24 protein-coding genes are annotated in these 24,097 nt (G+C 68.9%); 8 read left to right on the plus strand and 16 right to left on the minus strand.

Features of this window, described 5'->3' with window-relative positions:
* Window positions 1-687, minus strand: a 687-nt coding sequence (locus tag B3E43_RS04820; protein ID WP_292027124.1) for an SDR family oxidoreductase, incomplete at its 3' end; no start/stop codon positions are given.
* 80 nt (window positions 688-767) lie between these two features.
* On the opposite strand from B3E43_RS04820, the gene B3E43_RS04825 reads away from it, so the two are divergent.
* Both B3E43_RS04825 and B3E43_RS04830 read left to right on the plus strand, forming a co-directional pair.
* Window positions 768-1,598 carry an enoyl-CoA hydratase-related protein gene (locus B3E43_RS04825; protein ID WP_292027126.1) on the plus strand — a complete coding sequence of 277 codons (831 nt, stop codon included), beginning with the start codon at window positions 768-770 and terminating at the stop codon, window positions 1,596-1,598.
* 88 nt (window positions 1,599-1,686) lie between these two features.
* The gene (locus B3E43_RS04830) at window positions 1,687-2,331 is read left to right on the plus strand and encodes an SOUL family heme-binding protein (RefSeq protein WP_292027127.1); all 645 of its coding nucleotides are present in this window, start codon (window positions 1,687-1,689) and stop codon (window positions 2,329-2,331) included.
* A 22-nt stretch (window positions 2,332-2,353) separates the two neighbouring features.
* On the opposite strand, the gene B3E43_RS04835 is transcribed toward B3E43_RS04830, so the two are convergent.
* Together B3E43_RS04835 and B3E43_RS04840 are read right to left on the minus strand one after the other, a co-directional pair.
* On the minus strand, window positions 2,354-2,656 hold the full coding sequence (locus B3E43_RS04835) for a sel1 repeat family protein (RefSeq protein ID WP_292027130.1): 303 nt from the start codon (window positions 2,654-2,656) through the stop codon (window positions 2,354-2,356).
* 214 nt (window positions 2,657-2,870) lie between these two features.
* Complete coding sequence (locus B3E43_RS04840) at window positions 2,871-3,590, minus strand: glutathione S-transferase family protein (protein ID WP_292027132.1); 720 nt, start codon at window positions 3,588-3,590, stop codon at window positions 2,871-2,873.
* Window positions 3,591-3,817: 227 nt separating this feature from the next.
* On the opposite strand from B3E43_RS04840, the gene B3E43_RS04845 reads away from it, so the two are divergent.
* The 4 genes from B3E43_RS04845 to B3E43_RS04860 all read left to right on the plus strand — a co-directional run bounded on the left by B3E43_RS04845 (window position 3,818) and on the right by B3E43_RS04860 (window position 9,458).
* On the plus strand, window positions 3,818-4,417 hold the full coding sequence (locus B3E43_RS04845) for an RcnB family protein (RefSeq protein ID WP_292027134.1): 600 nt from the start codon (window positions 3,818-3,820) through the stop codon (window positions 4,415-4,417).
* A gap of 166 nt (window positions 4,418-4,583) precedes the next feature.
* Entirely contained in the window at window positions 4,584-5,621 is a 1,038-nt protein-coding gene (locus tag B3E43_RS04850; RefSeq protein WP_292027135.1) for an RcnB family protein, read from the plus strand.
* Between the two features lie 106 nt (window positions 5,622-5,727).
* Window positions 5,728-7,950, plus strand: coding sequence for an RNA degradosome polyphosphate kinase (locus B3E43_RS04855; RefSeq protein WP_292027137.1), 2,223 nt, complete (start codon window positions 5,728-5,730; stop codon window positions 7,948-7,950).
* Window positions 7,950-9,458, plus strand: coding sequence for a Ppx/GppA phosphatase family protein (locus tag B3E43_RS04860; protein ID WP_292027140.1), 1,509 nt, complete (start codon window positions 7,950-7,952; stop codon window positions 9,456-9,458). Before B3E43_RS04855 ends, B3E43_RS04860 begins: the two co-directional genes overlap by 1 nt.
* 163 nt (window positions 9,459-9,621) lie before the next feature.
* Here the strand turns inward: B3E43_RS04860 and B3E43_RS04865 are convergent, their stop codons facing one another.
* The 3 genes from B3E43_RS04865 to B3E43_RS04875 all read right to left on the minus strand — a co-directional run bounded on the left by B3E43_RS04865 (window position 9,622) and on the right by B3E43_RS04875 (window position 11,924).
* On the minus strand, window positions 9,622-10,170 hold the full coding sequence (locus tag B3E43_RS04865; protein ID WP_292027141.1) for a hypothetical protein: 549 nt from the start codon (window positions 10,168-10,170) through the stop codon (window positions 9,622-9,624).
* A 60-nt stretch (window positions 10,171-10,230) separates the two neighbouring features.
* Window positions 10,231-10,863 carry a methyltransferase family protein gene (locus B3E43_RS04870; RefSeq protein ID WP_292027143.1) on the minus strand — a complete coding sequence of 211 codons (633 nt, stop codon included), beginning with the start codon at window positions 10,861-10,863 and terminating at the stop codon, window positions 10,231-10,233.
* Window positions 10,864-10,946: 83 nt separating this feature from the next.
* Window positions 10,947-11,924, minus strand: coding sequence for a M28 family peptidase (locus tag B3E43_RS04875; RefSeq protein WP_292027145.1), 978 nt, complete (start codon window positions 11,922-11,924; stop codon window positions 10,947-10,949).
* A 159-nt stretch (window positions 11,925-12,083) separates the two neighbouring features.
* Between B3E43_RS04875 and ligA the strand changes: the two genes are divergently transcribed.
* Entirely contained in the window at window positions 12,084-14,423 is a 2,340-nt protein-coding gene (gene ligA, locus B3E43_RS04880; protein WP_292027147.1) for an NAD-dependent DNA ligase LigA, read from the plus strand.
* A gap of 4 nt (window positions 14,424-14,427) precedes the next feature.
* Here ligA and B3E43_RS04885 read toward each other — a convergent pair whose 3' ends face one another.
* The 8 genes from B3E43_RS04885 to B3E43_RS04920 all read right to left on the minus strand — a co-directional run bounded on the left by B3E43_RS04885 (window position 14,428) and on the right by B3E43_RS04920 (window position 21,186).
* Window positions 14,428-15,417 carry an aldo/keto reductase gene (locus tag B3E43_RS04885; RefSeq protein ID WP_292027149.1) on the minus strand — a complete coding sequence of 330 codons (990 nt, stop codon included), beginning with the start codon at window positions 15,415-15,417 and terminating at the stop codon, window positions 14,428-14,430.
* Between the two features lie 56 nt (window positions 15,418-15,473).
* Window positions 15,474-17,285, minus strand: coding sequence for an aminopeptidase P family protein (locus tag B3E43_RS04890; RefSeq protein ID WP_292027151.1), 1,812 nt, complete (start codon window positions 17,283-17,285; stop codon window positions 15,474-15,476).
* Window positions 17,286-17,324: 39 nt separating this feature from the next.
* Window positions 17,325-17,810: a hypothetical protein gene (locus B3E43_RS04895; RefSeq protein WP_292027153.1), complete on the minus strand. Its 486-nt coding sequence runs from the start codon at window positions 17,808-17,810 to the stop codon at window positions 17,325-17,327.
* A gap of 54 nt (window positions 17,811-17,864) precedes the next feature.
* Window positions 17,865-18,734 (minus strand): 50S ribosomal protein L11 methyltransferase, encoded by an 870-nt coding sequence (locus B3E43_RS04900; RefSeq protein WP_292027157.1) that lies wholly within the window; start codon window positions 18,732-18,734, stop codon window positions 17,865-17,867.
* Between the two features lie 3 nt (window positions 18,735-18,737).
* On the minus strand, window positions 18,738-19,334 hold the full coding sequence (locus B3E43_RS04905) for a hypothetical protein (protein WP_292027159.1): 597 nt from the start codon (window positions 19,332-19,334) through the stop codon (window positions 18,738-18,740).
* A gap of 84 nt (window positions 19,335-19,418) precedes the next feature.
* Entirely contained in the window at window positions 19,419-19,631 is a 213-nt protein-coding gene (locus B3E43_RS04910; RefSeq protein WP_055832479.1) for a DUF3126 family protein, read from the minus strand.
* A 62-nt stretch (window positions 19,632-19,693) separates the two neighbouring features.
* Entirely contained in the window at window positions 19,694-20,515 is an 822-nt protein-coding gene (gene cysE / locus B3E43_RS04915) for a serine O-acetyltransferase (protein ID WP_292027165.1), read from the minus strand.
* A 20-nt stretch (window positions 20,516-20,535) separates the two neighbouring features.
* Window positions 20,536-21,186 (minus strand): NUDIX domain-containing protein, encoded by a 651-nt coding sequence (locus tag B3E43_RS04920; RefSeq protein WP_292027167.1) that lies wholly within the window; start codon window positions 21,184-21,186, stop codon window positions 20,536-20,538.
* Between the two features lie 46 nt (window positions 21,187-21,232).
* Between B3E43_RS04920 and B3E43_RS04925 the strand changes: the two genes are divergently transcribed.
* Entirely contained in the window at window positions 21,233-21,835 is a 603-nt protein-coding gene (locus tag B3E43_RS04925; RefSeq protein WP_292027168.1) for a nitroreductase family protein, read from the plus strand.
* Window positions 21,836-21,978: 143 nt separating this feature from the next.
* Here B3E43_RS04925 and hutI read toward each other — a convergent pair whose 3' ends face one another.
* Together hutI and B3E43_RS04935 are read right to left on the minus strand one after the other, a co-directional pair.
* Window positions 21,979-23,193 carry an imidazolonepropionase gene (gene hutI / locus B3E43_RS04930; RefSeq protein ID WP_292027430.1) on the minus strand — a complete coding sequence of 405 codons (1,215 nt, stop codon included), beginning with the start codon at window positions 23,191-23,193 and terminating at the stop codon, window positions 21,979-21,981.
* Window positions 23,193-24,080 carry an agmatinase family protein gene (locus B3E43_RS04935; RefSeq protein WP_292027170.1) on the minus strand — a complete coding sequence of 296 codons (888 nt, stop codon included), beginning with the start codon at window positions 24,078-24,080 and terminating at the stop codon, window positions 23,193-23,195. The genes hutI and B3E43_RS04935 overlap by 1 nt, the downstream gene beginning before the upstream one ends.
* Window positions 24,081-24,097: the final 17 nt, after the last annotated feature.

Here is a 24,097-nt window from a genome sequence, read left to right on the forward strand (position 1 = left end):
GAAGATGGCGTGTGCGGCGTCGGCCATGATCTCCGGCGTGCGGCAATAGGCCAGTCCCGCCTTGCCGGTCAGGGCGAATTCGATGGCCGCCGTGGCGATGCCGGTGCGGGGCCACAGGGCGTTGCAGGCGATGCCGTCCCCCTTGAACTCTTCCGCCATGCCCAGCATGGCCAGGCTCATGCTGTATTTGGCCATGGTGTAGGCCACGTGCGGCCCGAACCATTTCGGCGACAGGTCCAGCGGCGGCGACAGGGCCAGGATGTGGGGGTTCGCCGCCTGCTTCAGGTGCGGGATACAGGCCTTCGACACCAGAAAGGTCCCGCGGGCGTTGACCTGATGCATCAGGTCATAGCGCTTCATGTCCGTGGCCAGGGTGCCGGTCAGCTGGATGGCCGAGGCGTTGTTGACGCAGATGTCGATGCCGCCGAACCGGGCGACCGCCGCCTCCACCGCCGCCAGCACCGAGGCCTCATCCCGCACATCCACGATCAACGGCAGCGCCTGTCCGCCGGCCGCCTCGATCTCGGCGGCCGCGGAATAAATGGTGCCCGGCAGGTGCTTGTGCGCCTCGGCCGTCTTGGCGGCGATAACCACATTGGCCCCGTCCCGCGCGGCTCTCAGGCCAATGGCCAGTCCGATGCCGCGGCTGGCGCCCGTGATGAACAGCGTCTTGCCCTGAAGTGACATGAGGCTTGGCTCCCGGTTGGTTTCAATAGAAAACGCTTGGATCGCCACAGACGCAGATTCCGCACAGGAGCGAAAGACCCATGTCGGCCTTCGAGATCACCCGCGACGGCGCCGTCGCCCATCTGCGCCTGTCCCGCCCGGAAGCGTCCAACGCGCTGGACCTGTCGTTCTGGCGGGAATTCGGCCCGGCCCTGAAGGCTCTGGATGCGACGGGCGAGGTCCGTGCGCTGGTCATTTCGGGCGAGGGCCGCAATTTCTGCGCGGGCATGGACATCTCGGTCTTCTCGGGCGGCGCCATCCTGCAGACGGACACGCCCGCCGAGCGGCAGGCCTTCCATCAGGCCGCGCGGGAGCTGCAGGAGACCCTGACCGCGATCGAACGGGTGCGGTTCCCGGTGATCGCCGCCGTCCAGGGGGCCTGCGTCGGGGCCGGGCTGGACATGGTGGCGGCCTGCGACCTGCGGCTGGCCGCCACCGGAGCTTATTTCCGCATCGAGGAGATCAATATCGGCATGATGGCTGATGTGGGCAGCCTCCAGCGCCTGCCGCACGTCCTGCCCGAGGCGGTGGTTCGCGAACTGGCCTATCTGGGCACGTCGCTGACGGCGGACCGGGCCGAGCGTCTGGGCTTCGTCAACGCCGTCCTCCCGGACCCCGAGGCCTTGGCGGCCGCCGCGCTGGAAATGGCCCGGGCCATCGCCGCCAAGGCGCCGCTAGCCATCTCGGGATCCAAGGCCGCCGTCACCTATGCGCGCGACCATTCGGTCGCCGAGGGACTGGAATGGGCGGCGGTGATGCAGGGCTCGATCTGGAACTCGGCGGACATTCTGGCCGCCATCCAGGCCCGGATGACCCGGACGCCCGCCGGGTTCGCGTCCCTCTCGCCCCATGCAGGGATCGGCAAAGGCTGAACCTCGGTATGCGACAAGATGGACGGGGGCGAAGGGTCGCGACCGTCCCCATATGGGGTTTGCCCCTGAACCCCTGGACCGCACGATCATGAAATCGAAACTCGCCGCCGTGGCCGCGGCCCTGCTGACCACGGCCTGTTCGACCGTCGGCGTCCGCTCCGGCACTGAAGAGCCGGCCTTCACGGAGGTGGAGCGCGTCGGCGCCGTCGAAATCCGCACCTATGGCGAGCGGATCGCCGCCCAGACCGTGGTGACAGGCTCCAGCGAGGCGGCCCGCAATCGCGGCTTCCAGCGGCTGGCGGGCTATATTTTCGGGGGAAATACGGCCCGGACCAGCATCGCCATGACGGCGCCGGTCGCCCAAGCCGGCGAAGGTCCGTCGCAAAGCATCGCCATGACCGCGCCCGTGGCCCAGGGCGCCGTGGGTCAGGATCGCTGGACGATCCAGTTCTTCATGCCGTCGGAATATACGATGGCCAGCCTGCCCGTGCCGCGGGACCCGGCGGTCGTTCTGGCCGTGGTTCCGGCCGAGACCTATGCGGTGCTGCGCTTTTCCGGACTGGGTTCGGCCAGGGCCGTCGCCGAAAAAGAGGCCGAACTGGACGCCGCCCTGACCGGCAGCGGCTGGACCAGCGCAGGCGATCCGGTCGTCTGGTTCTATGACCCGCCCTGGACCCTGCCGCCGCTCCGCCGCAACGAGGTGGCGGTGCGGGTGACCCGTCAGGGCCGCTGACCGCGGCCCCTGACGACAATCCTCAGGCGGCCAGCGAGACCACGCCCGCGTCGATCCAGCGGCGCGCCGCCTTCTGGGCTTCGGCGATCTCGTCCTGCTCCATCTCCTGGCTCATCTCGCGGCGATAGACGCGCGCTTCGATCGAGCCCTTCATGGCGGCGAGGTTGAAGATCATGTGGGCCGAGACGCGGTCCATGGGGCAACCGCCCTGGCCGCTCGAGTACATCATGCCCAGTCGGAACAGATCGTCGCCGCTCATGTCGGCGGTCGGCAGGGGCAGGCCCTGCTCTTGATCGACTTGCGGCGCGGTTTCTTGCGCGTTCATCACCGTATCTCCCGAACCGGCGCCGTTCTGGCCCCGTCCTCTGAGACGCGATCAAATACCCGCGGTTTGAAGGTAAAGTTAACAGCGCAGGCTCCGAACGGCCTTTTCAGTACAGGAACGGCGATTACTGCACCCTTGTTCAGACCTCTGAAATAACTCGGAAATCCCTGATTCACACCTGCTAACAGGGCATGACCGGGAGCCTTACGAACGGTTACCGCGCCCGTTGTCCGAACAGCACCTTGCGCGCCGCCTCGGCCGCCTTGCCCGACGCCGCGAGGCTGCGGCGCATCTCATCTCCAAGCGCCCGGCCCGCGATCACGGCGGGGCGCGCACCCACCCGCGCCATCCAGGCCTTCAGGTTCGGGAACTCCGCCAGGTCCTGTCCCTGCAGTTCCGGCAGCACCCACGGCCAGGCCGCCATGTCGGCGATGGAATAATCGCCCGCCAGATAGTCCCGGTCGGCCAGCCGCCGGTCCATCACGCCATACAGGCGGTGCGTCTCGTCCGTGTAGCGCCGGACGCCATAGGCGATCTGGCGCTGGTCCCTGACGATGGCCGGAGCGTACTGGCGGAAATGGTGCGTCTGGCCGGCCATCGGCCCCAGCCCGCCGACCTGCCAGAACAGCCACTGATCCACCTCGGCCTTCCCGCGCGGATCCTGCGGATAGAATTGGCCGGACTTGACCCCGAGGTACTGCAGGATCGCGCCGGATTCGAAGATCGACAGCGGTTGTCCGTCCGGACCGTCCAGATCGACGATGGCCGGCATACGGCCGTTCGGGCTGATCGCCTGGAAGGCCGGGCTGAACTGTTCGCCCGCGCCGATATTCACCGGCTTCATCTCATACGGCAGGCCCATCTCCTCCAGGGCGATCGAGACCTTCCAGCCGTTGGGCGTGGGCCAGTACCAGAGTTCGATCGGCGCGGTCATGGGGGGTCCTGGGAGTGGCTAGTGGCTAGTGGTCAGGGTTGCTGCTTGGAGTGCGCAAAGGCGGCCCAGTGGATACCTTCGCCGAAGCGCCAGCTAATCACTAGCCACTAGCCACCCATTCCTGACATTCGCGTTCAGGGAGAGTTCATCCGCCCGCAGAGACGCTGGCGCATGATTAACGGGCCGGACCCGGTTTTCCGTCGCCGTCCCCCAGCTGGAGAGTGATCATGAACCGCTTGACCAGGGCCGCCGTGCTCGGACTGGTGCTGGCCACCGCCGCCCCCCTGGCAGCCCAGGCCCAGGACCGGGGCGACCGCCGCGAAAACCGCCGCGACTATCGGGAAGACCGCCGCGACGACCGCCGTGAGTTCCGGCAGGAACGCCGCGATGACCGCCGCGACTGGCGCAACGGCGAATACGACAACCGCCGCGACTTCCGTCAGGACCGTCGCGACGATCGCCGCGATTTCCGCCAGGAACGCCGTGAGGACCGCCGGGACTTCCGTCGCGACCAGCGCTGGGACCGCAACAATCGCGACTGGTGGCGCGGACGCGACGACTTCCGCGACTACCGCGGCGCCCGAAATGGCTACTGGTACGCGCCGAGCTACGGCTACTACCGCGTCGAGCCGCGCTACTACGGCTACCGCTGGCAGCGCGGACACTACCTGCCCCATAGCTACCGCAACTACTATGTGCGCGATCCCTACGCCTATGGCCTGCGCCCCGCGCCGCGCGGCTATCGCTATGTTCACGCCGGCAATGACATCGTCCTGATCGCCATTGCGACCGGCCTGATCGCCAGCGTTCTGGCGGGCGTCTACTAGGCTCCGATCGAGGATCGAAAATGCGCCCCGCGGGCTCTGGCTCGCGGGGCGTTTTCGTTTCTGGCGCGCCGCTTAAAATGGCGCCGCCTGTTCAGTCACGGTTCATGATGAAAGCGCGACCGTAACATCAAGCCGTCTGACAGGGACGTGCGGGGAAAAGACGAGAATGAAACGCTCATTGATGATGGCCGCCGCGATCGCGGCCTTCGCCGTGCCGGCGATGGCTCCCTTGACCGTCCTGGCCCAGGATGGAGAACGCGGCGGCGGCCGTCGCGGCGCCTCCAACCAGAACGGGGACGAGGCACGCGAAACTCGACCCGACCGCCCGAGCCGTCCGGATCGGCCGGCCCGCGACAGCGGTGACGGCGGCGGACAGCGCCCTGAACGCCCGACAGGTCCCGGCCTCAGGGGCGGCGGCGATCGCCCTGACCGACCCGACCGGCCTGATCGTCCCGACCGGCCCAACCCGGGCGGTGGCGGTGGCGGCGGCGGCCGTCCGGATCGCCCCGACAGACCCGATCGCCCTGACAGGCCTGATCGTCCCGACCGACCCAACCCGGGCGGTGGCGGCGGCGGCGGTGGCCGTCCGGATCGCCCCGACAGACCCGACCGTCCTGACAGGCCCGATCGTCCCGACCGTCCCAATTCAGGCGGCGGCGGCAGGCCCGACCGTCCTGACAGGCCTGACAGGCCGCAGGATCCTCGCGGTGGCCGGGATGATCGGCGTGATGATCGCTGGGATCGACGGGATGACCGTCGCGACGACCGCTGGGATCGCCGCGATGACCGTCGCGACCGTCGTGAGGACCGTTCCGAACGGCGTCAGGATCGCCGCGAGTACCGGGAGTTCCGCAACCGCTTCAACAGCGACCAATGGCGGCGCAACTGGAACCGGAACAACCGCAGCGACTGGTGGCGCAACGATCGGCGGTTCCGCGGCTACAGCGGCCTTCGCATCGGCTTCTATTTCGCGCCCGGCTACGGCTACTACAGCGTGCCGCGCAACTACTGGGGCCAGCGCTATCATGTCGGCGACTATCTGCCGTCGATCTTCTGGCGCTATCAGCTGAACGACTGGCGCACCTATGGCCTCGGCTATCCGCCCGAGGGCACACGCTGGGTGCTGGTCGACAACCACATCTATCTGATCGACGAGTACGACGGCTACATCATCGACGTCATCTTCGACGCCTGGCGCTGGTAAGCCGTCAGGACACGGAGGAAACGCCGTCCGATCGCGAGATCGGGCGGCGTTTCCCATTTTCAGAGCAAGGTTGCGGCCATCGCCGCGCCGGGCCAGAACCGGCGACATGAGCGATCCGGCGATCAGCGACACGACCACCGGCGAAGAGGTCCCTTCCTCGCGCGCGCCGCAACTCGAGCTGTCCGAGGCCCTGATGGCCTCTCCGACCCGCTTCTTCAACCGCGAGATCTCCTGGCTGGCTTTCAACGGCCGCGTGCTTGAAGAAGCCGCCAACCCGGCCCACCCGCTGCTCGAGCGGCTGCGCTTCCTGTCGATCTCGGCCAACAACCTCGATGAGTTCTTCATGACCCGCGTCGCCGGCCTCAAGGGCCAGGTGCGCGAGCGGGTGCGGGTTCTGTCCGCCGACGGCCTGACCCCGGCGGAACAGCTGGACAAGGTCAATGTCGCGGCCGGCGCCCTGATGGCCGAACAGCAGCGCCGCTGGCGCAAGCTGCGCAAGGAATTGGCAGGCGTCGGCATCGAGGTCGTGGACGCCGGCCGGATCACCAAGACCGAACGCGAGCGGCTCGAACCCGAGTTCCTCAACCAGTTGTTCGCCGTGCTGACGCCGATGGCGATCGACCCGGCGCATCCCTTCCCCTTCCTGCCCAACCTCGGCTTCTCCCTGGCGCTGAAGCTGAAGCGCCGCTCGGACAACCGCACCCTCTATGCGCTGGTGCCGGTGCCGACCCAGGTGAAGCGGTTCTGGCCGCTGGCGACCGACGGGCGTTCGACGCCGGGCCGCAAGCGTTTCCTGACCCTCGAAAGCCTGCTGACCCTCTTCATCGACCACCTGTTCCCCGGCTGCGACGTGCTGGAGCGCGGCGTCTTCCGCCTGATCCGCGACTCGGACATCGAGATCGAGGAAGAGGCCGAAGACCTGGTCATGGAGTTCGAGGAGGCGCTGAAGCAGCGGCGCATGGGCTCGGTCGTGCGCATCAAGATCGAGTCGTCCATGCCCGACGACCTGCGCACCTTCATCACCAATGAGCTGGACGCCGCGCCGCAGGATATCGTCATGGTGCCCGGCATGCTGGGCCTCGCCCAGCTGGCTGACCTGATACCGGCGGGCCATCCGGACCTGAAGTTCAAGGGCTATGAGCCGCGCTATCCCGAGCGGGTCCGCGACAACGGCGGCGACATCTTCGCGGCGATCCGCGAGAAGGACATGCTGATCCACCATCCGTTCGAGAGCTTCGACGTGGTGGTCCAGTTCCTGCGTCAGGCGGCCCGCGACCCCAACGTCCTGGCCATCAAACAGACCCTGTACCGGACCTCCAAGGACAGCCCGATCGTCGCCGCCCTGATCGAGGCGGCCGAGAACGGCAAGAACGTGACCGCCCTGGTCGAGATCAAGGCGCGCTTCGACGAGGAGGCCAACCTGCGCTGGGCCCGGGCCATGGAGCGGGCCGGCGTCCATGTCGTCTTCGGCTTCGTCGAGTGGAAGACCCACGCCAAGCTCAGCGTCGTCGTGCGCCGCGAGAGCGAGGGACTGAAAACCTACTGCCATTTCGGCACCGGCAACTATCACCCGGTGACCGCGCGCATCTACACCGACCTCAGCCTGTTCAGCTGCGACCCCGTGCTGGCCCGCGACGCCTCGCGGGTGTTCAACTACATCACCGGCTATGCCCAGCCCGACGAGCTGGAGGCGCTGGTCGTCTCGCCGCTCAATATGAAGACCACCCTGCTCGACCTGATCGGCAAGGAGATGGCGGCGGCGGCCAAGGGCAAACCGGCGGCGATCTGGGCCAAGATGAACTCGCTGGTCGACCCCCAGATCATCGACGCCCTCTACCGCGCCAGCCAGTGGGGCGTCCGTATCGAGCTGGTGATCCGCGGCATCTGCTGTCTGCGCCCCGGCGTTCCGGGCCTGTCGGAAAACATCCGGGTCAAGTCCATCGTCGGCCGCTTCCTTGAGCACAGCCGCATCGTCGCCTTCGCCAATGGTCGCGACCTGCCTCACGACAAGGCGAAACTGTACATTTCGTCAGCCGACTGGATGAACCGGAACCTCGACCGCCGCGTCGAGCTTATGACCCCTGTGTTGAACGCCACCGTCCATGATCAGGTGCTGGACCAGATCATGGTCGCCAACCTCAAGGACGACGCCCAGAGCTGGGTGCTGGCCGCGGACGGCAGCTATCACCGGGTCACGCCCGCCGACCCCGAACGGCCGTTCTCGGCGCACAAATACTTCATGACCAACCCCAGCCTTTCGGGTCGGGGCCGCAAGGTGAAGACCCTGCCGGGCCACCTCAGCTACGAGCCGTCCCGGAAGAAGCGCTGATGCCGACCGCCCTGCTTTCGGCCCTCGGCGCGCCGCGCGACGTCGCCGCGATCGACATCGGCTCCAACTCGGTCCGTCTGGTGCTGTACCGGCTGGAAGGCCGCGCGATCTGGACGGTGTTCAATGAGAAGGTGCTGGCCGGCCTCGGCCGGGACCTCGCCTCGACCGGCCGGCTGTCGGTCGAGGGCGCGGCCCAGGCCCTGACCGCGCTGAAACGCTTCGCCGCCGTGATTGAGGGTGTGCAGCCTGCCCACACCTTTGTCGCCGCCACGGCGGCCGTGCGCGAGGCCGAGGACGGCCGCGACTTCTGCGACCGGGTGGCCGCCGAAACCGGCCTGAGGATCCGGGTCCTGTCGGGCGAGGAAGAGGCGCGTTACGCCGCCCTCGGCGTCCTCGCGGGCATTCCCCACGCCGATGGCGTGGTCGGCGACCTCGGCGGGTCCAGCCTCGAGCTGGTGCGACTGACGAAGGGCGAGGTCGGGCGCGGCGCCACCCTGCCCCTCGGCCCGTTCGCCCTGGCGGATGCAAGCGGCTTCGACGCCGACCGGCTGCGGGGAACCATCGCCGACCGGCTCAGGACGGCCGGAGACTTCAAGGCCGACACCCTCTACGCCGTCGGCGGCGCCTGGCGGACGCTGGCCCAGGTGCATATGGAGATCACCGGCTATCCCCTGCGGATCGTGCACCAGTACGAGATGGAGGCCGCCGACCTGATGGACACGGCCCGGCTGGTCGCGCGGTCATCGAGGGCCTCGCTCGAAAAATGGCCCGGGCTGTCGCGCAAGCGCGCCGACACCCTGCCCCACGGCGCGCTCGTGCTGGAGGGCCTGATCGACTGTCTGGGGCTGAAGCGCATCGTCCTGTCGGCCTGGGGTGTTCGCGAAGGTCTGCTGTATGAGGCTCTGGAGCCCGATATCGCCACCGCCGACCCGCTGCTGGCGGGTTGCACGGCGCTCGGCGCCCGCCAGGGCATTTCACCGGCCTTGCCCGGCGCCCTGAACGGCTGGATCGCGCCCTTGATGGCCGCCCTGCCGCCGGTGTTCGATCGCGAGCGCGACGCCGTTCTGGCTGACGCCGCCTGCCGGCTCGCCGATCTCGGCGCCCGCCTGCATCCCGATCACCGCGTCGAACTGGCCTTCGATCAGGTTCTGCGTGCACCGGTGCCGGGCCAGAACCACGCCGAACGGGCCTACCTCGCCGTGGCGGTGAACGCCCGCTACGGCGGCGGCGGCTCGACGCCCGAGCCCCGGACCGTGACCCGCCTGCTGAACGAGGAACAGCGTCAGGGCGCCCGCGCGCTCGGCCTTGCGATCCGGCTGGCCTGCGACCTGTCCGGCCGCTCCCCCCAGCTGCTGGTCAACGCCCGCGCCGGGGTCAAGGACGGCGCCCTCGTCCTGACAGCCTCCGACGGCTACGCCGACGTCCTGCTCGGCGAACAGACCCGGCGTCGCGGCAAGGCCCTGGCCGAGGCCATGAGCCTGAAGCTGGATATCAGAAGCGGCGATTAGGGTCTGTTCCAATATTCCGCTCATCCCCGCGAAAGCGGGGACCCAGTGCTGTCCAGCGTGAAGGCGGCGTTTCAGGACTAGCGAAAGAGCGCGACAGGAATGATCTGTCGCCCAAAGAACTGGGTCCCCGCTTTCGCGGGGATGAGCGGATCAAGGTTCGAATTCAGTCCCCCGCCCACCAACGCAGCTGGACGGACTGCGCCGCCGCGTCGCCTACCGTCAGCCGGCCCGTGACCACCACGCCTTCATCCCCGAGATTGCGCCGCGAGCTCGCCAGGGCGCCGGGATCGAGGTCGCCCTCGAACCGGACGGCGCCCAGTTCAGCTGAACGGCCCTCGAAGGTGATGCGGGTGTCGGTGACCGAATAGGCCGTCGGCAACACGCGGGCGGTGATGCTTCGCGCCTCGCCGATCTCGGTCTGGACCATCGGGCTGGTCACATCGTCGAACTGCAACATGACCGGGCCGAACGTCGCGCTGCGCGTTCCGCCTTCCCAGGCCTGGAACTCCGGCGCCTGGCCGACGAAGACATGGTCGAACGACCATTTCCCGATCCGCACCTCGCTGGCCGGCATATAGTAGCCGGACAGGTCCGAGCTCATGCTGTGGCTGAACGCCGTAGCGGCGGGGGCCGGGGCTTCGGCAGGCGCCTCCGGCCGGTCGCAGGACGCCAGAATCAGCAGACTGGCCGCCAGACCGATCAAATTACGCATGACGAGACTCCCTGAACGTGCGGCTCCAACCGGACCACGGAGCCGCCCGCCTGTCCACCTTCAGGGCAGGTGGGCGATGACCCGCAGCCAGCCTGTCGCCTGACCGGCGTCGATCAGTTCAAACACCGGGATCGCCAGAAGGAAGACCAGTCCGTCGCGGATCGTCGTCACAAACAGGGTCGGCCGGATGGTCAGATCATCCTCGTCCCGCCACAGCGAAAAGCGCGGCCAGAAACGCGGCGTGCGGGCCTTGTAGGCAAGGTAGACGGCCCCGAACTCCCGTTCCAGAAACGCCTCCTCACGCCGCACCGTCAGATAGAAGACGGCCATGGCCGCCAATACGAAGCCGAGGCCTGTCGTGACGCTGCCGCTCTGCGCCCCGATCCCGAAGGCGCCGATGTAGCTGAAGACATAGAGCGGGTTCCGCGTGATCGAATAGGGACCGCGATCAACGATCTCGGCCTTCTTGCGCCCGCCGATGTACAGCGAGCACCAGGCCCGGCCGACAATCGACAGGATCATGGCGACGAAGCCCGCCGATTCGACATGCTCATGCCATTCGCCGTCGACCCCGCCGTACGACTGGGTGACCAGGGCGAGCCCGACCAATGCCAGGAGAGCCGCGAGCACGGCAGCCTTGCGGATTTTCTGAACCGCGCCGAGATCCAGCGCGGGCCGGTGAATGGTGGTCATGGGGTCGCCTCCGATCATCAAACCAGACGACCGAAGCGTGACCCTTTCAAGCCCGTATCATTACGAGCGCGGGCCGCCCCCGATCAGCGGCTCAGCCCTTGGTCAAGCGCCCGGAACGAGGCGATCGAGAGCTCGGTCGCGCTGATGAAGACCGAGGGGGTGATCTTCTCGAAATCGTCCGACGGACGGTGATAGTCGGCGTGGTAGTTCACGCCCAGATACAGGAACGGCACCTGGGCCCTGTAGAAGGCGCCGTGGTCCGACGCCTCCACCCAGTTGTCGGCGCCGGTGTCCTGCGGCGTGTCCTTGCCGAAGGCGAGGGCGACCGCGCCGTTGGCTGGAATGCCCTCCAGGATCGGACGGAAGGTCGGGTGCTGATAGGTGCCCGTGACCCACAGCTTGCCGTCGGTCTCGGCGCGGGCCGTCATGTCGAAATTCAGGTTCATGGCGATGGATTCGAGCGGCATCGGCGGGGCCTCCACGAAATGCTTCGCCCCCAGCAGTCCGTGCTCCTCGCCGTCCAGAGCCACGATCAGCACGCTGTGCTCCGGGGCCTGCCGCTTCAGATCGGCGGCAAGGGCCAGCATGGTCGCGACGCCCGAGGCGTTGTCGTCCGCGCCGTTGAACACCTGGCCCTCGGCATTGACGCCGACATGGTCGTAGTGGGCGGTGACGACGATGTAGCGATCCGTCACGCGCGTACCGGGGATCATCCCGATGACGTTGACGCCATTGTACGTCCGCGGGCCCGCACGGGTCCGGCCCTGCATCTCCCACGGCTGCAGCCGGCCCATGGGCGGGGCGACAACGCCCAGCCCCTCCAGCCGGCCGACGATATAGTTGCGCGCCATCTCGCCACCCGGTGCGCCGGTGTCGCGTCCCTGCATGGCGTCGGCGGACAGGATGCGGACGTCTTCCAGCAGCTGGGTGTGCATCGCCGAGGGCGCCGGCGCCGCCGCGACCGGCGGCGTCGCTTCCGGCCCGAACAGGCTTCCGCAGGCCGAAAGCAGCAGGGCTCCGCCGAGGGCGGTGGACAGGGCGAGAAGACGGGCGTGACGCATTGGAACTCCTTGGAATCGCCAGACGCTAGCGGACAGCCGGGACGGTGTCAGTTTAACTCCGTGTCATCCGGAATTCTCCGACCGTAATCCGACGGCGGACCTCGAAACCCGGCCGGGCGATGCTAGAACAGCCTCGAGATTCCTTCCGGCGAGCCCTTCATGTCCGACACCCCCGTCGATCAGCTGTCCGAGTCCGCCGCGCGCGAGGAACTCGACCGGCTGACCGTCGAACTGGCCCGGCATGACGCCCTCTATCACGCCGAGGACGCCCCCGAGATCAGCGACGCCGACTACGACGCCCTCAAGCGCCGCGCGCTCGAGATCGAGGACCTGTTCCCCGACCTGACCAGCGCCGCCTCGCCGTCCCAGGTGGTCGGCGCCGCAGCCTCCAGCCAGTTCGCCCCGGTGCGCCACGGCGTGCCCATGCTGTCGCTCGACAACGCCTTCTCGGCGGAAGAGGTGACCGATTTCGTCGCCCGCATCCGTCGCTTCCTGAAACTACCCGTGGACGAGGCCGTCGCCTTCGTCGGCGAGCCCAAGATCGACGGCCTGTCCGCCAGCCTGCGCTACGAAAACGGCGTGCTGGTCACGGGCGCCACGCGCGGCGACGGCCGCACGGGCGAGGACGTCACGGCCAACCTGCGTACCATCGCCGACATCCCCCAGACCCTGTCCAGCGCGGGCTGGCCCGACGTCATCGAGGTGCGCGGCGAGGTCTATGCCCCCAATGACGCCTTCGACGCCTTCAACGCCGCCGCCGAGGCGGAGGGCCAGCGCACCTACGCCAACCCGCGCAATTTCGCCGCCGGCTCCCTGCGCCAGAAGGACCCCGCGATCACGGCGAAACGGCCCCTGCGCTTCTTCGCCTACGCCTGGGGCGAGACCTCGGCCGCCTTCTCCGATACACAAGCTGACGCCCTGAAAGCACTGGAAAGTTGGGGCTTTCAGGTCAACGCCCGCTCCCGCAAGGTCGAGGACGCCGCCGGCCTGCAGGGGCTGTACGGCGAGCTCGAACGCGACCGTGCCGGCCTCGGCTATGACATCGACGGCGTGGTCTACAAGGTCGACCGGCTGGACTGGCAGTCCCGCCTCGGCTTCGTCGCCCGCACCCCCCGCTGGGCCATCGCCCACAAATTCCCGGCCCAGCAGGCGACGACCGTGCTGGAGGATATCGACATCCAGGTCGGGCGGACGGGGTCGCACACGCCCGTCGCCCGGCTGCATCCCGTCACCGTCGGCGGCGTCGTCGTCCGCAACGCCACCCTGCACAACGCCGATGAGATCGCCCGGCTCGACGTCCGCCTCGGCGACACTGTCACCCTGCAACGCGCGGGGGATGTCATTCCCCAGATCCTTGGCGTGGTCGATCCCGACCGCCCCGGCCGCGGCGAACCGTGGGAATTCCCGCACGCCTGCATCTGCCCGCTGAAGACCGCGCTGGTGAAGGAAACCAACGCCTCGGGCGTCGAGAGCGTCGTGCGCCGCTGCACCGGCGAACTGGCCTGCCCGTTCCAGCGGATCGAACACCTCAAGCATTTCTGCAGCCGGCGCGCCTTCGACATCGAGGGTCTCGGCGAGAAGCAGCTGATCGCCTTCCACGAACGCGGCTGGATCAGCCAGCCGGCGGACATCTTCCGCCTCGCCCGCGACGCGGAGAAACTCGACGCCCTGCGCGCCGAGGACGGCTATGGCGAGACCAGCGTGCGCAACCTCGTGGCCGGCATCGACGCTCGCCGCACCATCGCCCTGGACCGTTTCATCTACGGCCTCGGCGTGCGCGACATCGGCGAACAGACATCCATCGTCCTGGCCCGCGCCTTCGAGACCTGGCCCGCGTTCAAGGCCGCCTGCCTCGCCGCCGCCGACGGCATTCCGAGCGAGAACTGGATGCGGCTGAACGAGACCCACGCCGTCTCCCCGCGCGTCGTGGCGACCCTCGCCGAAGCGACGCCGCCCGCCGCCGATCCCTGGCCCGAGGCCCCGATCGACCAGAAGATCGCCCTCGCCTTCCCCGGCCTCGCCGCTCCGGCCCGCCGCGGCCTGGCGACCCTCGCCGATGACTGGGCCGGTCTGGTCCGGCTGGCGGCCGTGGCTCGCGACGAAGGCCCCTCAGAAGGCCTCGGCCAGATCGCCGGCGTCTCGGGCGTCGGCCCGGTCGCCGCCCGGGCGCTGGCCCTGTTCTTCCGCGAGACCCACAACCGCGCCATGGTCGACGCCCTCGTCGCCGAGATGGAGCAGATCGAGGACGCCGAAAAGCCGAAGTCCGACACCCCCGTCGCCGGCAAGACCGTGGTCTTCACCGGCGCCCTCGAACGCTTTACGCGCGACGAGGCCAAGGCCCGCGCCGAAAGCCTCGGCGCCAAGGTGTCCGGATCGGTGTCAAAGAAGACCGACTATCTCGTCGCCGGCCCCGGCGCCGGCTCCAAGATGGCCGACGCGCTGAAGCACGGCGTCACGGTCCTGACCGAGGACCAGTGGCTGGCGTTGATCGGCGGCTGAAAGCCTAGCGGTTCAGCGCGGCCCGCGCCGCCTCGGCATAGCGGTGGCCCGACGCCGCCCCCCTGGGAAATACCGCCTCGATCCGGGCCAGATCGTCGGCGGTCAGCACCAGATCGGCGGCCGCGGCATTCTCCTCCAGCGTCCGGATGCGGCGCGTTCCGGGGATCGGCACCAGCGTCTCGCCCTGGGCCAGCACCCAGGCCAGGGCCAGCTGCGCCGCGGTCACGCCCTTGTCCGCCGCGATGGCCGCGACGGCGTGGACGAGGTCGATGTTCTTCCGGAAATTCTCGCCCTGGAAGCGCGGGTTGGAGCGGCGGAAGTCGTCGGCGGCCAGGTCCTCGACCGATTTGATCTCCCCCGATAGAAAGCCCCGGCCCAGCGGGCTGTAGGGCACAAAGCCGATGCCCAGCGCGTCGCAGGTGGCGAACAGTTCGTCCTCCGGCTCGCGGCTCCACAGGGAATACTCGGTCTGCAGCGCCGTGATCGGATGCTCGGCATGGCCCCGGCGCAGCGTCTCCGGCGAGGCCTCCGACAGGCCGAGGAAGCGCACCTTGCCCTCGGTCACCAGCTCGCCCATCGCCCCGACCGTCTCCTCGATCGGCGTGTTCGCATCGACCCGGTGCAGATAGTAGAGGTCGACGTGGTCCATCCCCAGCCGCTTCAGGCTGCCCTCGATGGCGCGGCGCACATTGGCCGGTGAGCCGTCGACGGTCAGGGCCGTCCGCTCGGCATTGTAGCCGATGCCGAATTTGGTCGCCACGAAGGCGCGGTCCCGCCGGTCCGCCAGCGCCTTGCCGATCTGGATCTCATTGGTGTGCGGGCCGTACATCTCGGCGGTGTCGAGAAAGGTGACGCCGAGATCGAGCGCGCGATGGATCACCGCCGTCGCCTGCGCCTCGTCCGACGCCTGGCCGTAGAAGGCCGCCATGCCCATACAGCCTAGGCCGATGGCCGAGACTTCGGGACCGGCCTTGCCGAGACGACGGGTTTTCATGGAGCGCTCCTGCGATGCAGAGCCTCAGGTCGGCGCCGCCGCCTCGTTTCGCAAGGTCAGAGCGGCGCTGTCTGCGCCTTCAGCCAGTCGAGCACCTCGCCGTCCAGCAACGGCCCGACCTTGGCCAGCACCTCGGCGTGATAGGCGTCGACATAGGCGCGTTCGTCCGGGGTCAGCAGCTCGACGTCGATCAGCTTGCGGTCCAGCGGCGCGAGCGTCAGTTGTTCGAACCCATGCATCGGTCGCTCGCCGCCCGGGATCGGCGTCGGCGGGGTCACCACCTGCAGCGTCTCGATGCGGATGCCCCAGTGGCCCTCGCGGTAATAGCCGGGCTCGTTCGACAGGATCATCCCGGTCAGCAGCGGCTGGCTGTTGACCGCCTTGGCGATCCGTTGCGGCCCCTCATGGACGCCCAGATAAGACCCGACGCCATGGCCCGTGCCGTGGTCATAGTCGTGACCCGCCATCCACAGCGGCAGCCGCGCCATCGCGTCCAGCTGATGCCCCGTGGTCCCGGCCGGGAAGCGCACCACGGCCATGGCGATATGGCCCTTCAGCACGAGGGTGAACATGCGCCGCTGGTCCGGCGTCGGCTCCCCCACGGCCATCGTCCGCGTCACATCCGTGGTGCCGTCCAGATACTGGCCGCCGCCGTCCACCAGCAGCAGACTGCCCTTCTCCATCCGCCGGATCGTGCGGGTCACGGGCTTGTAGTGCGGCAGGGCGCCGTTCGGCCCGCAGCCGGCGATGGTGTCGAAGCTCAGGTCCTTCAGCGCGCCCGTCGCCTCGCGGAAACCCTCCAGCGCCTCGGCGATCTGACGCTCGTCCGGCAGGGTCTCCTGCCCCACCGTATCGACCCAGTGGAGGAACCGGGTCAGGGCCGCACCGTCGCGGATATGGGCCTGGCGCGTGCCCTCGATCTCGACCGGATTCTTGCAGGCCCGCGGGAGGGTGCAGGGGTCCATGCCGCGCACCACAGTCGCGCCCGTCGCTTCCAGCCGGTCGAAATACCACGCCGGCGACTGGCCCGGATCGACCAGCACCTTCTGACCCGACAGGGCGTCGAGCGCGGCGTCCAGCGCAGCCGGAGCCTCCAGCGTCACCGCATCGCCCAACCAGCCGGGCAGTTCATTGGTCACCTTGCGCGGGTCGAGGAACAGCTGCGCCGTCCCGTCCGCCCTCACAACCGCCTGCCCGAGCGGGAGCGGCGTGCGGATCACGTCGCCACCCCTGATGTTGAACAGCCAGGCCAGCGACGCCGGCGCGGTCAGCACCGCCGCATCCGCCCCGGCCTTCGCCACCGCCTGGCCGATGCGGGCGCGCTTCGAGGCGCTGCTCTCGCCACTGTAGCGGTCCTCGTGCGGAACCACCGGCGCGGTCGGCTGCTCGGGACGTTCCTCGGCCCAGGCCAGATCCAGCGGATTGGGCTCGACCGGCCTGAGCTCGGCCCCGGCCTTCTTCGCCGCCCGCTTCAGGGTCGCCAGCGCATCGGGGCTGTGCAGTCGCGGATCGTAGCCGATCACGGCCCCTTTCGGCGCGCGCTCCAGCCAGGCCGGAACGCCGCCTTCGACGAGGTCCAGAATCTCGAACTGCGCCGGATCGACCTGGGCCCGGACCTGCACCGTATAGCGCCCGTCCGCGAACACAGCGGCGCGGTCCATCAGTACGGCGCCCGCCCCGGCCGACCCGGTGAAGCCGGTCAGCCAGGCCAGCCGGTCGTTGGCGGCGGGCAGATATTCGTTCTGATGCTCGTCCTCATGCGGGACCAGCAGGCCGTCGAGCCCCTGTTCGGCCATCTTCGCGCGCACGCGCGGCAGGTGTTTCGCCCCGAAGGACGGATCGGTGGTTTCATCGAAGGACTGGCGCATGGCGGCGAAACTAGCGTCCCGCCGCCATGTCGCAAGCCGTCAGTTCTGCGGCAACGTCGGCGTGACCACAGCCACCCCGCCGCTGGGCGCCGGAACCTGCACCTCACGCTCGATCACCACCGGCGTCGCGGCGCGAGCTTCCGCGGCCCGAGCCTCGCTGGCGGCGCGGATGGCGTCGGCCTGCGATCGGGCGGCGTCGGCGCGGGCGAGGTCGACGCTGGCCTGCGCCCCGGCGACCTGGCCCTGGATCAGCGCGGAGTCTGCCTGGGCCTGGGCGGTGGCGGCGTCCATCCGGGCTTCCAGCAGCGCCTCGTCGGTCTGAGGCTCCCCGCCGCGTGCGAACAGAATCCAGAACACGGCGATCAGAACGACCCCGCCCAGGATGCCGGCGATCCACCAGCCGGTGTTGGACTCGCGAACCACGACGGTCTCGACGGTCTCGGTCACATGAGCCGGCGAGACGACAGTCTCGGTGATGATCGTCTCGCGGCGCTCGGGATCGTTGTTCGGATCATAGTGGGTCATGGGCAGTCCTCCATTGAACTGCCGCAACGGTTGCCTGGTGCGCCTGTTCCGCCGTTAACCCACCCGCCTCAAAACCAGCGCGCTCCACGCGTCCCGATGGATGCGCCGTTCGAGCACGAAGCCGCGCGAAAGATAGGCCGCCGACACCCGCCGCTCCTGCGTCCGCAGCAGGCCGGACAGGATGGCCACCCCGCCGAGGCTCAGCGCGTTCTTGATGTCCTGCGACAGCGAAACCAGCGGCGGCGCCAGGATGTTGGCGAAGACCAGATCATAGGGGCCGTGCTGGCGGACCTTGCGGTCGTTCAGGCCGAAGGCGTGGACGAAGCGCGCGTCGGCCATGTTCAGCTTCGCGTTCTCGTTGGCGATCCGGACGGACGGCTGGTCGATGTCGGTGCCGACCGCGACCTTCGATCCGGTCTTCGCTGCCGCTATGGCCAGCACCCCCGTCCCGCAGCCGACGTCGAGCACGCGCTCGAACCGCTCCTTCTTCAGCAGTTCGTCGAAGGCGATCAGGCAGCCGACCGTGGTGCCGTGGTGGCCGGTGCCGAAGGCGGCGCCGGCGTCGATCTTCAGATTGACGGTGTTGTTCGGAACGATGCCCTCATCGTGGGCACCGTAGACGAAGAACCGTCCGGCGCGCACCGGCGGCAGGCCGGACAGCGACATGGCCAGCCAGTCGGCGTCGGCCAGCTTCTCGACCTTCACGGTCAGCCCGTCGTGCGCCTTCAGCCGCGCCTCGATGCCGCGCGCGTCGTCGGCGTCATTGGGAAAGGCGTCGATGCGCCAGATCCCCTTGTCCTCGTCTTCCTCGAGAATCGAATAGGTCGCGCCCTCCAGCAATGGATCAGAATCCAGCGAGACGGCGGCGGCCTCGGCGACGGCGCGCGGGCCGCGGGCGATTATTTGAACTGCGGACTCGGACATTTCTCAAACACCGCTATCATTGCGAATCGAGACACGCGCTGGCGTGCTCTCCTGCGCCAGCATCAACCAACTGAACCGAGGGGTCGGGGTATTCATGGCTAAAGCACCATCCAAGCCTAAGGCGGCCGCCAAACCGAAGGCGGCGCCCGCCGCTTCCAAGCCGAAACCGGCGGCAAAGTCGAGCGCCGCGCCGAAGGCCGCTGCGAAACCTGCCGCCAAGCCCGCCGCTCCGAAGGCCGCCGCCAAGCCCGCCGTGAAGGCTGCGCCGAAGCCCGCAGCGAAGAAGCCCGCCGCGAAACCTGCCGCCAAGCCTGCGCCGAAAGCGGCTCCGAAGGCCGCCGCCAAGCCGGCTCCCAAGGCTGCCGCGAAACCCGCTGCTGCGAAGCCCGCTGCGAAGAAGCCGGCCGCAAAGGCTGCGCCGAAAGCCGCTGCGAAGCCTGCCGCCGCGCCCAAGCCCGCTGCCGCCGTGCCGGCGCCCGCTCCGAAGCCCGCCGCTCCGGCTCCGGCTCCGGCTCCGGCCGCTGCCCCCGCTCCCGCCCCGGCCAGGCCCGCCGAGGACAAGGGCTTCTTCGCGACGCTCGGCCGGATCATCTTCGGCAAGAACTGACCGCTCCGGCCTGAAACGACGAAGCGCCGGAGGATCGCTCCTCCGGCGCTTTTTCGTGCGCGGTCTTTGCCGGGCGATCAGTCCTGCGGCAGGTCCTCCGCCAGGATGGCCATTTCGAACATGAAGCTGCCGGCCTCGTCCTCGTCCTCGAAGACGACGCCGATGAACTCGTCGCCGACATAGACCTCGCAGGAGTCATTGGGCTTGCCGCGCGGCTTCAGGATGATTCCGCCCGTGTTGAAGGTGCGCTTCAGGTGCGTCTCGACGCGCTTCATGTCGGCGGTGTTCATGGTCGGCCTCAGGTCTGTCGTGAAGGCGCGGACCCTAGAGAAACCGCCGCGCGAGGGGAAGGTCAGATCACGAAGTCGTAGACGATGTCCGCCAGCGTATGATCCATGGTCCGCGCTGGCATGGCCTCGGTCGGGCAGTTGACCAGCCGCGCGGGCACGCCCGCCACGGTGCAGCCCGCGGGCACAGGCTTCAGCACCACAGACCCCGAGGCCACCTTGGCGTAGTCGCCGACGGTGATGTTCCCCAGCACCTTGGCGCCGGCGCCCAGCAGCACGCCCTTGCCAATCTTCGGATGGCGGTCGCCGCGCTCGGCCCCCGTGCCGCCCAGGGTCACGGCGTGCAGCATCGAGACTTCGTCGCCGACCACCGCCGTCTCGCCGATGACGATGCCGGTGCCGTGGTCAAGGAACAGGCCGGACCCCAGCTTCGCCGCCGGATGGATGTCGACCTGGAACAGTTCGGAGATGCGGCTCTGGAAATGGAAAGCCAGCGTCTCCCGCCCCTGATTCCACAGCCAGTGCGACACCCGGTGCGCCTGCAGGGCCTGAAATCCCTTGAAGTAGAGGAAGGGCTGCAACAGCGTCTTGATCGCCGGATCGCGCTCGGACACGGCACGCAGGTCGGCCTCGGCGGCGGACACGATGGACGGATCGGCGGCGAAGGCGTCGCGGCACACTTCGCGCACCGACATCGGCCCCAGTTCGCTGTCGCCCAGCTTGCGCCCGATCTGGAAGCTCAGGGCGCTGGCCAGGTCGTCGTGCGACAGGATGACGGCGCTCATCTGTGACGCCAGATGCGGCTCGTCCCGCACCGCCGCCTCGGCGGAGGCGCGCAGGGCCGACCATATCTCATGCTGGACGGCGACGACTTCGAGCTTGGGCATCGAGGGCTCCTTCGCGACTATCATACGCCCGCCAGCATGGCCTTCGCCAGTTCAGGCGGCAGTTCGCCTTCCCGCGCCATATGGTAGGCCCTCAGCGCCGTCGCCAGCGTGAACATGTCCCGGATCGCACCGGTCCCGATCTCGCGCAGCAGATCGCCGAATGGCACGCGAACCACGCGGATGATCTCGGTCGGGTCCGGCGCGACCGGCACGGGCGTCAGCCCCCAGGCAATCCAGGCCATGGCGCGCTCGTCGGTGACGGAATTGCTCATTTCGGCCTTGTAGGCGGGCAGCCAGTGCGCCGCCTCCAGCCCGGCCTCCTCCATCAGTTCGCGCCGAGCGCCTTCGATCGGATCCTCGTCGAACGGCGCCCCGCCCTCGGGCATCTCCCACGACCAGTTCATCAGGGCGAAGCGCTGCTGGCCGACCAGGGTGACCGTGCCGTCCTCATGAACGGGCAGCACCCCGACGGACAGGTTCTTCGGCCGCATCACCACATAGTCGGCCTTCACGCCCGTCGGCGCCGTCGCATCGTGCCGCGTCATTCGCAGCCACGGGTTCTCGAAGGCGAGGCTCGAACCCGCGTCGCGCCAGGGCGGGGGGCGGTCGCTTCCGTCATCCCAGCCGGGCAGCCGCCGGTCGTCGTCAAAGGTCTTGTGGGAGTCGCTCATGGCCGTGGGTATGGCGCCGACGGCCTTGCACGCCTAGTTCAGACCCATGACCGATGCCGATCTGGGAGCGCCCCTCCCCCTCCCCATCCCGTCCGCCGAGATGCAGGACCGTCTCGCCCGCCGCCGCTCGGCCCCGGCCCAGGCCCTCACCGCGCCCGGTCCGTCGCAGGCCGAGGTCGAGCGCATCCTGATGCTCGGCGCCCGCACCCCAGACCATGGCAAGCTCTTCCCCTGGCGGTTCGTGGTCATGGGCCCGCAGAGCCGTGCGGCCCTCGCCGCCGCCCTGACCCCGCTGGCCGCCCGTCAGGCCGATCCCGGCAAGGCGGCCAAGGTCCTGTCCAAGCTGACCGCCCCGCCCCTGTCCATTCTGGTGCTCTCTGTCCCCATCCCCGGCCACAAGGTGCCGGAATGGGAGCAGCAGCTGTCCGCCGGCGCCGTCTGCATGAATCTCGAACACGCCGCCAACGCCCTGGGCTTCGCCGCCAGCTGGATCACCGACTGGTACAGCTACGACCCCGACGCCCTGGCCCTGTACGACGTCCGCGCGGGCGAGCGGGTGGCCGGCTTCATCCATATCGGCACCCTGGCCGAGCCGCCGCTCGAACGCCCCCGTCCGGACGTGGCGGCACTCACAACCTGGCGCGACTAGGCTTCAGGGACGGAACAGGCCGAGGCTCACAAGCGTCGCCACGGCCATCAGGGCGGTGACCACGACCAACAAGGCCGTCAGCAGGTTTTCAGTCCGGTCAGGGCGGCTGCGCATGCGGCCATCCTGCCGCGATTCGGCCTCGTCTAGGCGTCCCAGACGCCGCCGATCATCCGCCGCGTCAGCAGGGGCTTGCCCAGCCAGTAGGCCAGTTCCGCCGGGCGTTCGATGTCCCAGACCGCCAGATCGGCGGACTTGCCCGCCTCCAGCGTGCCGATCTCGTCTTGCAGCCCCAGCGCCCGCGCGGCGATCCGTGTCGCCCCCGCCAGCGCCTCTTCCGGCGTCAGCCGGAACTGCACGCAGGCCAGGTTGATTGCCGCCGTCATCGAGGCGACCGGCGACGTCCCCGGATTGCAGTCCGTGGCCACCGCCATGGCCACACCATGCCGCCGGAACAGGTCCATCGGCGGAAGCACCGTCTCGCGCAGCATCAGCCAGGCCCCCGGCAACAGCACGGCGACGACGCCGGCCTCCGCCATCGCCCGCACCCCGGCCTCGGTCGTGTGCTCCACATGATCCGCGGACAGGGCCCCGTAGCGCGCCGCCAGCGCCGCGCCGCCGCCGTCCGACAGCTGGTCGGCGTGCAGCTTCACCGGCAACCCCAGCGCCTTCGCCCTGTCGAACAGCCGCCCGACCTCGTCCGTCGAGAAGGCGATCGGCTCGCAATAGGCGTCGACCGCATCGACCAGCCCCTCGGCATGCGCCGCCGGCAGGATGTCGTCCACGGCCAGATCGACATAGCGCCCGCGCGCCGTCCTCCACTCCGGCGGCACCGCGTGCAGGCCCAGATAGCTGGTGCGCACCCGCACCCCCGCCTCCCGCCCGATCCGCCGCGCCACGCGCAGCATCTTCAGCTCGCTGTCGTGGTCGAGGCCGTAACCCGACTTGATCTCGATGGTCGTGACCCCGGTCGCCTTCAGGCCCGCCAGCCGCCCGAGCGCCGAGGCGTAAAGCTCATCCTCCGACGCCGCCCGCGTCGCCGCGACGGACGAAACGATGCCGCCGCCCGCCCGCGCGATCTCCTCATAGGTCGCCCCGCCAAGCCGCTGTTCGAACTCGCCCGATCGGTCGCCGCCGAACACCAGATGCGTATGGCAGTCGACCAGCCCCGGCGTGACCCAGCGCCCGTCCAGCCGGTCGGTCCGCGCCGCCTCATGGACCGGCAGTTCGGCCCGCGCCCCGGCCCAGACGATCCGCCCGTCCCGGACCAGCAGCGCCCCGTCCTCGACGGCGCCGTAGGCCGCGCCGCCCTCAGCCATCGTCGCCAGACGGCAATCCGTGATGAGCCTGTCAGCACGGATCATCGCGACGCGAACCCCGCCAGCAGCTCGCAGAACCACCGCCCCGCCGTCAGCGAGCCGAGGTCCCCGATCTCCAGCGACGGATCGTACTCCGTCAGGTCCACCGCCCGCACCTTCGGATGCGCCCCGATCACCCGCGTCGCGTCGAAGAAGTCCTGCACCGACACCCCGCCCGGCCGCGCACCCGGCGAGGCCGGCCACTGGCCGCGGTCGATCACATCGATATCGAAATCGACATAGATGACCTCGCACAGCCCCGACAGCCGCTCCAGTTCCTGCGCCACCACCACCGCCATACCCAGCTCACGACAGGCCCGCGCTGTCCTCACCGAGATGCCCGCGGCCTTCGCCTTGTCATGCGCCCGCTTCGTATTGGCGAAGGGCGCCAGGCCGATCTGGCTGATCCGCTCCCCGTCCAGCCCGTCCTCGAGCAGCGCCTGCACCGGATTGCCGTTGGTCAGCCCCTGATCGGTGTCCCTCAGGTCGAAATGGGCGTCCAGCGTCAACAGGCCCGTCCGCGCCAGGCCCAGTCCGTGCACACCCGGCCGCGTGATCGCATTGTTGCCGCCGATCAGCACCGTCAGCCCGCGCGCCTCCTGCGCCGCCACAGCGTCACGCACGGGCTCGAACCCGTTGGCCGGCGTCACAGCCTTCAGCGCCAGATCGCCCGCGTCGTGGACCTTCACATCCAGCGTCTCACCGGTTTCGACGTCATAGGTCGAAAACCGCGGCAGGACGGCCCGGAACGCCTTCGGCCCCAGATCGCACCGCCCCGGCGTCAGCGACCGCTCGTTCAGCCCGGCGCCGATCAGGGCGACCGGCGCGTCCGGATGGTGTCCGACGAGGTCGGCGATGCTCGTCCAGCGAAGGGCTTCGGATTCGGTCATCTGCCCATCTAAGCCCT

Origin of the sequence: Brevundimonas sp. UBA2416 (assembly GCF_002343105.1) — a bacterium.
GTDB lineage: Bacteria > Pseudomonadota > Alphaproteobacteria > Caulobacterales > Caulobacteraceae > Brevundimonas.

Excerpts from the sequence above, each read along its gene's own strand:
- B3E43_RS04825 (WP_292027126.1), top strand. The coding sequence starts at position 768 with ATGTCGGCCTTCGAGATCACCCGCGACGGCGCCGTCGCCCATCTGCGC.
- B3E43_RS04830 (WP_292027127.1), top strand. The coding sequence starts at position 1,687 with ATGAAATCGAAACTCGCCGCCGTGGCCGCGGCCCTGCTGACCACGGCC.
- B3E43_RS04835 (WP_292027130.1), bottom strand. The coding sequence starts at position 2,656 with ATGAACGCGCAAGAAACCGCGCCGCAAGTCGATCAAGAGCAGGGCCTG.
- B3E43_RS04840 (WP_292027132.1), bottom strand. The coding sequence starts at position 3,590 with ATGACCGCGCCGATCGAACTCTGGTACTGGCCCACGCCCAACGGCTGG.
- B3E43_RS04845 (WP_292027134.1), top strand. The coding sequence starts at position 3,818 with ATGAACCGCTTGACCAGGGCCGCCGTGCTCGGACTGGTGCTGGCCACC.
- B3E43_RS04850 (WP_292027135.1), top strand. The coding sequence starts at position 4,584 with ATGAAACGCTCATTGATGATGGCCGCCGCGATCGCGGCCTTCGCCGTG.
- B3E43_RS04855 (WP_292027137.1), top strand. The coding sequence starts at position 5,728 with ATGAGCGATCCGGCGATCAGCGACACGACCACCGGCGAAGAGGTCCCT.
- B3E43_RS04860 (WP_292027140.1), top strand. The coding sequence starts at position 7,950 with ATGCCGACCGCCCTGCTTTCGGCCCTCGGCGCGCCGCGCGACGTCGCC.
- B3E43_RS04865 (WP_292027141.1), bottom strand. The coding sequence starts at position 10,170 with ATGCGTAATTTGATCGGTCTGGCGGCCAGTCTGCTGATTCTGGCGTCC.
- B3E43_RS04870 (WP_292027143.1), bottom strand. The coding sequence starts at position 10,863 with ATGACCACCATTCACCGGCCCGCGCTGGATCTCGGCGCGGTTCAGAAA.
- B3E43_RS04875 (WP_292027145.1), bottom strand. The coding sequence starts at position 11,924 with ATGCGTCACGCCCGTCTTCTCGCCCTGTCCACCGCCCTCGGCGGAGCC.
- ligA (WP_292027147.1), top strand. The coding sequence starts at position 12,084 with ATGTCCGACACCCCCGTCGATCAGCTGTCCGAGTCCGCCGCGCGCGAG.
- B3E43_RS04885 (WP_292027149.1), bottom strand. The coding sequence starts at position 15,417 with ATGAAAACCCGTCGTCTCGGCAAGGCCGGTCCCGAAGTCTCGGCCATC.
- B3E43_RS04890 (WP_292027151.1), bottom strand. The coding sequence starts at position 17,285 with ATGCGCCAGTCCTTCGATGAAACCACCGATCCGTCCTTCGGGGCGAAA.
- B3E43_RS04895 (WP_292027153.1), bottom strand. The coding sequence starts at position 17,810 with ATGACCCACTATGATCCGAACAACGATCCCGAGCGCCGCGAGACGATC.
- B3E43_RS04900 (WP_292027157.1), bottom strand. The coding sequence starts at position 18,734 with ATGTCCGAGTCCGCAGTTCAAATAATCGCCCGCGGCCCGCGCGCCGTC.
- B3E43_RS04910 (WP_055832479.1), bottom strand. The coding sequence starts at position 19,631 with ATGAACACCGCCGACATGAAGCGCGTCGAGACGCACCTGAAGCGCACC.
- cysE (WP_292027165.1), bottom strand. The coding sequence starts at position 20,515 with ATGCCCAAGCTCGAAGTCGTCGCCGTCCAGCATGAGATATGGTCGGCC.
- B3E43_RS04920 (WP_292027167.1), bottom strand. The coding sequence starts at position 21,186 with ATGAGCGACTCCCACAAGACCTTTGACGACGACCGGCGGCTGCCCGGC.
- B3E43_RS04925 (WP_292027168.1), top strand. The coding sequence starts at position 21,233 with ATGACCGATGCCGATCTGGGAGCGCCCCTCCCCCTCCCCATCCCGTCC.
- B3E43_RS04935 (WP_292027170.1), bottom strand. The coding sequence starts at position 24,080 with ATGACCGAATCCGAAGCCCTTCGCTGGACGAGCATCGCCGACCTCGTC.